This window comes from Methylibium sp. T29 (assembly GCF_000576205.1).
Classification (GTDB): domain Bacteria; phylum Pseudomonadota; class Gammaproteobacteria; order Burkholderiales; family Burkholderiaceae_C; genus Methylibium; species Methylibium petroleiphilum.
This window is the reverse complement of record NZ_AZND01000163.1, coordinates 1-7,778: the sequence shown is the minus strand read 5'-3', so window position 1 is coordinate 7,778 and position 7,778 is coordinate 1. Positions and strand designations below refer to the sequence as shown.

The window sequence follows — 7,778 nt, the reverse complement described above, 5'->3', positions numbered from 1 at the left end:
GCCGAGGCCGCCGCGGCAGGCGCGACGGCGCCCTGGGCCAGGGCGCTGCCAGCGCCAACGTTCAGCAAGAGTGCGAGGGCGGTCGCCAGGGGAGGCAGTTTCCTCATGGCGCCGGCGTCTCTTCGGTATCGCCGGCATCGCTGCCAGCGTCGTTCTCGACGATGCGCTGCAGGCCACCGAGCTGCGAACCGTCGTCGAGGGAGATCAACGTGACGCCCTGGGTCGGGCGGCCGAGTTCGCGAATCTCGCTCACGCGCGTGCGGACCAGCACACCCCGGTCGGTGATCAGCATGATCTCGTCCTCCGGACGCACCAGCGTCGCGGCGACGACGCGGCCGTTGCGCTCGGTCTGCTGGATCGCGATCATGCCCTTGGTGCCGCGGCCGTGCCGGGTGTACTCGGTGATCGAGGTGCGCTTGCCGTAGCCGTTCTCGGTGGCGGTGAGCACGCTCTGCGACTCGTCCTCGGCCACCAGCATCGCGATGACGTTCTGGCCGGGTTCGAGCGCCATGCCCCGCACGCCGCGCGCGTTGCGGCCCATCGGCCGCACGTCGTCCTCGTCGAAGCGGACTGCCTTGCCTCCGTCGGAGAACAGCATCACATCGTGCTTGCCGTCGGTCAGCGCCGCACCGATGAGGTGGTCGCCTTCGTCCAGGTCGACGGCGATGATGCCGGCCTTGCGCGGATTGCTGAATTCATCGAGCGCGGTCTTCTTCACTGTGCCGAGCGCGGTGGACATGAAGATGTAGTGATCCGAAGGGAAGGTGCGGAACTCGCCCGTCAGCGGCAGAACCACCGTGATCTTCTCGTTGGGCTGCAACGGGAACATGTTGACGATGGGCTTGCCGCGCGCTGCGCGGCCGCCTTGCGGTACCTCCCAGACCTTGAGCCAGTAGACGCGTCCCCGGTTGCTGAAGCACAGCATCCAGTCGTGTGTGTTGGCGATGAAGAGCTGCTCGATCCAGTCGTCGTCCTTGGTCTGCGTGGCCTGCTTGCCGCGCCCGCCGCGGCGCTGCGCGCGGTATTCGGCCAGCGGCTGGCTCTTCACGTAACCGGTGTGGCTCAGCGTGACCACCATGTCGGTCGGCGTGATCAGATCCTCGGTGCCGAGCTCCTGCACGTTGTGCTCGATCACGCTGCGGCGTGCGCCCAGCTTGGTCTGGCCGAACTCCTGCTTCACCGCCACCAGTTCCTCACCGATGATGGTGGTCACGCGCTCGGGCTTGGACAGGATGTCGAGCAGGTCGGCGATGTGCGCCATCACCTCCTTGTATTCGCCGATGATCTTGTCCTGCTCCAGGCCGGTGAGACGCTGCAGGCGCATCTGCAGGATCTCCTGGGCTTGATCGTCGGACAGCCGGTACAGCCCGTCGGCCTGCATGCCGTATACCGCCGGCAGTCCTTCAGGACGGAACGCGTCGCGGCCGCCCGGGGTGTCGGACGCCGCGCGGACGAGCATCTCGCGCACCAGCGACGAATCCCAGCTCTTGTCCATCAGTCCCTGCTTGGCCAGCGGCGGCGTGGGCGAGTTCTTGATGATCTCGATGAACTCGTCGATGTTCGCCAGCGCGACCGCCAGGCCCTCGAGCACGTGGCCGCGTTCGCGTGCCTTGCGCAGCTCGAACACAGTACGCCGCGTGACCACCTCGCGGCGGTGTTCGAGGAACACCTCCACCAGATCGCGCAGGTTGCACAGCTTGGGCTGGCCGTCCACCAGCGCCACCATGTTGATGCCGAAGCTGTCCTGCAGCTGGGTCTGCTTGTACAGGTTGTTCAGCACCACTTCGGGCACTTCACCGCGCTTGAGCTCGATGACGACGCGCATGCCCGACTTGTCGGACTCGTCCTGGATGTGGCTGATGCCCTCCAGCTTCTTCTCGTGGACGAGCTCGGCCATGCGCTCGAGCAGCGTCTTCTTGTTCACCTGGTAGGGGATCTCGTCGACGATGATCGACTGACGCGCGCCCTTGTCGATGTCCTCGAAGTGGCACTTGGCGCGCATCACCACCTTGCCGCGGCCGGTGCGGTAGCCCTCGCGCACGCCATTGAGGCCGTAGATGATGCCGGCGGTTGGGAAGTCCGGTGCCGGGATGATCTCCATCAGTTCGTCGATCGAAGCCTCGGGGTTCTTCAGCAGGTGCAGGCAGGCATCGACCGTTTCGTTGAGGTTGTGAGGCGGGATGTTGGTGGCCATGCCCACCGCGATGCCGGCCGAGCCGTTGACCAGCAGGTTCGGCAGGCGGGTCGGCATTACCAGCGGTTCCTTCTCGGAACCGTCGTAGTTGGGGCCGAAATCGACCGTGCCCTTGTCCAGATCGGCCAGCATCTCGTGGGCGATCTTGGACAGCCGGATCTCGGTGTAGCGCATCGCCGCCGCGTTGTCGCCGTCGACCGAGCCGAAGTTGCCCTGGCCGTCGACCAGCATGTGGCGCAGCGAGAAGTCCTGCGCCATGCGCACGATGGTGTCGTAGACCGCGGTGTCGCCGTGCGGGTGGTACTTACCGATCACGTCGCCGACGATGCGCGCCGACTTCTTGTACGGGCGGTTCCAGTCGTTGTTCAACTCGTGCATCGCGAACAGCACGCGCCGGTGCACCGGCTTCAGGCCGTCGCGTGCATCCGGCAGGGCTCGACCGACGATCACGCTCATCGCGTAGTCGAGGTAGGAGCGCCGCATCTCCTCTTCGAGGCTGATCGGCAGGGTTTCCTTGGCGAACTGGGTCATGCGAGATCGGGAGGTGGTCCGCGGTGAGGGGCCGCGGGGCTTGCATCGGGCGCGGGGCCGGACGCAAGGGGTAGCGGGAAGTCGACGATTCTAGTTGCCGCTCGCTGTCGCAGCAGCGCAACAGCGGCCACGGGTGCGGCACGGGAGCTGGCCGAAACCTTGTCGCTGCAAAGCCATATGGCACAATGATTTGTCGGTCCTAAAGTGCTCTTTTCATAGGGCACTTGATAGTTTCGCTCGATATATCCGCATGGACGTCTGCCGTTTAACGGCCTACCGAGAGAGGAAAGTCATGAATAAATTGAACAAGGTGGCAATGCTCTTCGCGACTGCCGCGATCGCCACCTCCGCTTCCACCGCGTTCGCCCAGACGGTCGACAACTGGAAGAACGTGGACGGGAACGTCTGGAAGAACGGCACCAACGAACTCTGCTGGCGCGACAATTTCTGGACCCCCGCGACCGCCGACGAGCGCTGCGACGGCGCGCCGCCGAAGGCCCCGCCGCCGGCTCCTGTTGCCGCCGCCCCCCGCTCCTGCGCCCGTGGCCCCGCCGGCCCCGGCGCCTGCTCCGGCTGTCGTGCCGGTGCCGGTCAGCGAGAAGGTGACCTACGCCGCCGACGCGTTCTTCGACTTCGACAAGGCGACCCTGAAGCCCGAGGCCAAGAGCAAGCTCGACGACCTGGCCAGCAAGATCGCCGGTCTGAACCTGGAAGTCGTGATCGCCGTCGGCCACACCGACTCGGTCGGTTCCGACGCCTACAACCAGAAGCTGTCGCTGCGTCGTTCGGAGGCCGTCAAGGCTTATCTCGAGTCGAAGGGCATCGAGAAGAACCGCATCTACACCGAAGGCAAGGGCGAGAAGCAACCGGTGGCAGACAACAAGACCGCCGATGGCCGCGCGAAGAATCGCCGCACGGAAATCGAAGTGGTCGGTACGCGTACCAAGAAGTAAGCTGGCTTGGTCCGCTTCGAAACCCCGCCTCGGCGGGGTTTTTTGTTTCTTCGCGCCATTTCCAGCGCCTACCATCCGCTCATGACGACGAACGATGCCTCGGCAATGAACGCCGACCCCCAGGAACTCGCGAAGTTCGGTGACCTGGCTCACCGCTGGTGGGACCCGGAGAGCGAGTTCCGGCCGCTGCACCAGATCAACCCGCTGCGGCTCGAGTGGCTCGCCAAGCTGGCCGGCGGGCTCCAGGGCAAGCGTGTGCTCGACGTCGGTTGCGGGGGCGGCATCCTGTCCGATGCGATGGCGCGCCAGGGCGCCGAGGTGCTGGGGATCGACCTGTCGAGCAAGGCGCTCAAGGTGGCACAGCTGCACGCTCTGGAGGTGGCCACACCATCGGTGCAGTACCGGGAAATCGCCGCCGAGGCGCTGGCGGCCGAGCAACCGGGCCGCTACGACGTCGTGACCTGCATGGAAATGCTCGAGCACGTTCCCGATCCGTCTTCGATCGTGCAGGCTTGCGCTGCGCTGGTGCGGCCCGGAGGGCACGTGTTCTTCTCGACGTTGAACCGCAATCCCAAGGCCTTCCTGTTCGCGATCGTCGGTGCGGAATACCTGCTCAAGCTGCTGCCGCGTGGAACGCACGAGTACGCGCGCTTCATCCGCCCGAGCGAACTGGCACGCTGGTGTCGCGAAGCCGATCTCGACGTGAGCGCGACCCGCGGCATGGAATACAACCCGGTCACGCGCCGCTACTGGCTGAGCGCCGACACCAGCGTGAACTACCTGTTCGGCTGCCGCAGAGCATGAGCGCGCGCTTTAGTGTGCGCGCCGTGCTGTTCGACCTCGATGGCACGCTCGCCGACACCGCACCCGACCTCGGCGGGGCCCTGAACCGACTGCGCGAGCGGCGCGGCCTGCCCGCGCTGCCGATATCGCAGTTGCGTCCGGTCGCGTCGGCCGGCGCGCGCGGCATGCTGGGCGCCGGACTCGGCATGCATCCCGGCGACGACGACTACGAAACGGCGCGCGCCGAGTTCCTGACGGAGTACGAGGCCGCGCTCGACCGCGACACCCGCCTGTTCGACGGGGTGGCCGGGTGCCTTGCATCGCTCGCGCAGTGCGGCCTGTCCTGGGGCATCGTGACCAACAAGGCGACCCGCTTCACAGGCCCGGTGGTGGCGGGCTTGGGGCTCGATCGCCTGACCTCGGTGGTGATCTCGGGTGACACCACCCCGCATGCCAAGCCGCATCCGGCGCCGCTGTTCGAAGCCTGCCGGCGGCTTGGGGTCGCGCCGCGCGAGGCCGTGTACGTGGGCGACGACCTGCGCGACATCGAGGCGGCGCGCGCCGCCGGCATGCCCGCCATCGCTGCGGCCTACGGTTACCTCGGAGCGACGCCGGATCTCGATGCCTGGGGCGCCGACGCGGTGATCGCAACGCCGCTCGACCTGCTGTCACTGCTTGCGCCCCTTTGAGTGAAAGCGTGGCGTTGACCCGCGAGTGCGCGCGCGAGCACACTGCTACGGCCGTCCCGACCGCCCCGTCCGCGTCAGCGATGACTTCCTCCCGCACACGATCGCCAGCTCCGTTCCCTTCTCGGCAGTGTGGCGCCGTGCCGCGTGCCCTGTTGTGGACCGCGGGCGGCGTAGCGACCTTCGCTCTGCTGTGGACGCTGCTGATCGGCGCCTGGTTGCCGGGCTTCCTGAAACCACGCATTGAGGCAGCGGCCAGCGAGGCGCTCGGCGCACCACTGGCGCTGGATCGCATCGAACTGGCGCCATGGAGCTGGAGGCGGTGATCGCAGGCCTGAAGCTCGGGCCGGCCGAGGCGCCCTGGCTGCGCGTCGCCGAGCTGCGCGCCGACCTGTCCATCGAGTCGTTGTGGCGGCTCGCGCCGGTGCTCGAGCGCGTGCTGGTTCGCGAGCCGCAGATCGAACTGGAGCGCCAGGCGATCGGGCGCTACAACATCACGCCGATGCTCGAAGCCTTGGCGAAGCAGCCGCCGGCGCCGCCCGATGCCAAGCCGGCGCGCTTCGCGCTGAACAACATTCGTCTCGAAGGCGGGCGCATCCACATCGTCGACCGCGTGTCTCGCAGTGAGCACCACGTGGAGGGGCTGCAGATCGGCGTTCCCTTCGTCTCGAATCTGCCTTCTCAGGTGACGATCGACGTCGAACCGCTGCTCGACGCCCGGGTCAACGGCAGCCACCTGCAGGTGCAGGGCAAGACCCAGCCGTTCGCCGAGGGGCGCCGCTCACACGTCGACGTGAGCTGGCAGCAGCTCGACGTGCCGCGCTGGGTCGAGGCGTTTGCGCCACTGCTGCCGCAGGCGTTGCCGATCGATGTCCTGCGAGGGCAGCTCGACCTGCGGCTCGCGATCGGCTTCGAGCAGCGGCCCGCACCGGCGGCGCCCCTGTTGCGGATCGCTGGCAGCGCCACGCTGTCCCAGATGCAGACGGTGGTTCCGGCGCAGGGCGCGCGGGTCGCGGTGGAACGTCTGGCGATCGAGGGGCTGGACCTGCAGCCGCTGGAGCGCAAGGCCATCGTGGGCGCGATCCGGCTGCAGGCGCCGCAGCTCGAGGTCGACCTGCCGCGCCTCACGGCCGCGGGGCCGGCACCTACCGGCAAGGACCGCCTGGTGCTGTCCGATGCGCCAGCCTCGGCCGCCAGTGCAGCGGGCGGGGCCGCCTCGGCGCCCGCCGTGGCTGGCGATGCCGACGGCTGGCAATGGCGGGTGGACAAGCTCGAGCTGGCCGAAGGCCGCGTGTTGCTCACCGAGCCGGCCTGGCCGCAGGGTCAGGCGCTGACGCCCATCACGCTGGCGGTCAGCGGACTTGACGCCCGCCCCGATGCGCCGCCCGCCACGCTGGCACTTTCGCTGGTCGACGCGCAGGGCGCCAAGGTCCAGGTCGATGGCACGCTGTCGGTCGCGGCCCGCAACGCTCGGCTGAAAGCGACGTGGCCGGCTTCAAGCCGACCGCTTGGCTCGCGCCGTGGCAGACGCTGCTTCCAGTGCGCGTGGTGGGGGCCGACGTGGCGCTGCAGGCGCAGGCCGAGGTCGGCCCGACGAGCTGGTCCATCAGCGAAGGCGCCCTACAGCTCACGGGACTGGAAGTGCAGCCGGTCGGTGCCGCCGCGGCGCCTCCGCCGCCGTCGGCACGCAAGACAGCTGGCAAGCTCGCCAAGCCAGACGCGGCGACGGACCGGCTGCGCCTGTCGCGGCTCGACGTGAACGGGCTGCAGGTCGGTGCCGGCGCCGCCGAGCCAATCGTGGCCCGCATTGCTGCCGTGAAGCTGGAGGGCCTGGACCTCGAGGCGGCGCGCAACGAGCGAGGCCTGATCGGGTGGCAGCCGCCGCCCGCCGAGCCGGCGGTCTCGGCGTCGGCCGCCGCGCAGGAACGGTCGACCCCGCCGCCGCGCTGGCAGGTCGGCGAAATGAGTTGCAGCAACTGCCGCGTCACCCTCAGCGATCGCAGCGTCAAGCCGGTCGCGGTCTTCGGTGTCACGCGCACCGATGTCAAGTTGCGCCAGCTCGACAGCGACCTGACCAAGCCGCTGAGCTTCGAGTTGGCCACGGCCCTGCAGCACGGCGGCCGGCTGCGTGCCAGCGGCACCGCGCGACCGCAGCCGCTGGCGCTGCGCAGCAAGATCGACCTCGATTCCCTCGACCTGCGCGCGCTGCAGCCTTATGTCGAGGCGCAGTTGAACGTCGCGCTGGTGTCGGCGAAGGTCAGCGCGCGAGGCGAGCTGCAGGTCGACGGGACGGCGCAGGAGGCCGTGTCGCTGGCGCGCTGGCGCGGACGTCTGGCGCTGCGGGAGCTGCGCCTGCTCGACCAGATCAACCAGGCCGAGTTCGTGCGCTTCAAGGGCCTGCAGTTCGATGCGGCCGATGTCGGATGGCGGCCCGCCGCGGTCCAGGCCGATCTGGGTACCGTCACGCTCGACGACTTCTACGGCAGGGTGATCGTCAACGCGGATGGCCGCATCAACCTGTCCGAGATCGTCAAGCGCCCAGGCGACGCCACCCCTCGCTCGCTGACCACCGAGACCGCGTCCGGCGCCGCACCTGCCGCACCACCTGAGCCGGCGCCGCCGGCCCCGGCG

The 7,778-nt window shown here is 68.3% G+C and carries 6 protein-coding genes and 1 pseudogene; 6 read left to right on the top strand and 1 reads right to left on the bottom strand.

The features are described 5' to 3' along the window. Window positions 1-103 precede the first annotated feature (103 nt). On the bottom strand, window positions 104-2,725 hold the full coding sequence (gene gyrA / locus x551_RS15935; protein WP_036236110.1) for a DNA gyrase subunit A: 2,622 nt from the start codon (window positions 2,723-2,725) through the stop codon (window positions 104-106). A 292-nt stretch (window positions 2,726-3,017) separates the two neighbouring features. Here gyrA and ompA point away from each other — a divergent pair. The 6 genes and pseudogenes from ompA to x551_RS24540 all read left to right on the top strand — a co-directional run. Then, window positions 3,018-3,678: pseudogene (ompA, locus tag x551_RS15930) on the top strand (outer membrane protein OmpA). An 81-nt stretch (window positions 3,679-3,759) separates the two neighbouring features. Continuing rightward, entirely contained in the window at window positions 3,760-4,482 is a 723-nt protein-coding gene (ubiG, locus tag x551_RS15925; protein ID WP_036249453.1) for a bifunctional 2-polyprenyl-6-hydroxyphenol methylase/3-demethylubiquinol 3-O-methyltransferase UbiG, read from the top strand. Window positions 4,483-4,505: 23 nt separating this feature from the next. Further along, window positions 4,506-5,150 carry an HAD-IA family hydrolase gene (locus x551_RS15920; RefSeq protein WP_253950394.1) on the top strand — a complete coding sequence of 215 codons (645 nt, stop codon included), beginning with the start codon at window positions 4,506-4,508 and terminating at the stop codon, window positions 5,148-5,150. A 137-nt stretch (window positions 5,151-5,287) separates the two neighbouring features. Then, on the top strand, window positions 5,288-5,473 hold the full coding sequence (locus tag x551_RS15915) for a hypothetical protein (protein ID WP_036235733.1): 186 nt from the start codon (window positions 5,288-5,290) through the stop codon (window positions 5,471-5,473). Then, window positions 5,455-6,906, top strand: coding sequence for a DUF748 domain-containing protein (locus x551_RS15910; protein WP_036235731.1), 1,452 nt, complete (start codon window positions 5,455-5,457; stop codon window positions 6,904-6,906). Before x551_RS15915 ends, x551_RS15910 begins: the two co-directional genes overlap by 19 nt. Then, the coding region (locus x551_RS24540) for a DUF748 domain-containing protein (protein WP_161728052.1) at window positions 6,903-7,778 on the top strand (876 nt) is incomplete at its 3' end. The genes x551_RS15910 and x551_RS24540, both read left to right, overlap by 4 nt.